This window comes from Bartonella sp. AC62GZZY (assembly GCF_042196525.1).
Classification (GTDB): Bacteria; Pseudomonadota; Alphaproteobacteria; order Rhizobiales; family Rhizobiaceae; genus Bartonella.
The window spans coordinates 1-671 of record NZ_JBHIQN010000073.1 but is presented as its reverse complement, the minus strand read 5'-3'; the positions used below and the strand labels follow the sequence as shown (position 1 = coordinate 671).

1 protein-coding gene is annotated in these 671 nt (G+C 39.6%); it reads left to right on the top strand.

Features of this window, described 5'->3' with window-relative positions:
• Positions 1–671, top strand: a 671-nt coding sequence (locus tag ACFIML_RS09220) for an autotransporter outer membrane beta-barrel domain-containing protein (RefSeq protein WP_375615532.1), incomplete at both ends; no start/stop codon positions are given.

Sequence of the window (671 nt, the reverse complement as noted above, 5' to 3'; positions counted from 1 at the left end):
ATTAGAGCTGTTGTTCCACAGGTTCCAACTTATCTTCTTTTGCCAAATGCCTTATTTCATGCTGGTTTAGTGGATATGATCACGCAAAATAAGACGTTGGAGATAATGCGGAATGCTTTTCATTCTTCTTGGAAAGAGAATGAAAAGACAGCCTTTTTTCTGCGTGCTTATGGGGGGAGCCATCATTATGCTTCCAATTTATCTGCTTTTGAATATGGCTATGGTGCTGAGCTCGATTATAATGCACTTGAAGCAGGTGTTTTGTTAAACGAGATTGAGAGTTTACATGGTCGTACATTCTTTGGAGTTTTGGGGAACTATGGAAATCTTTCTCTACACCCTCAGGATGTTGAACAAAGCAAAAAAAGCGCATTTAATAAATGGTCTGTTGCTGCCTATGGGAGTTTGCAGCATGATAGGGGTTTTTATATAGATGGGGTGGTATCGTATGGTCTTTTTAAGGGTGATGTTTTGACCCTTTCACGGGGCAAGGTTGTGGCGTTAAAGGGTAAACAGTTTAGCGGTTCTTTAACGAGCGGTAGAACGTTTGCAACAGGGTATAAAGGTGTTGTTTTTGATCCGCAGATTCAGGTTGTTTATCAGCATCTTCAGTTTAATCAGGCGTTTGATGTTGATAATCTTGATGTTGATTTAGGAAAATTTCATCAATG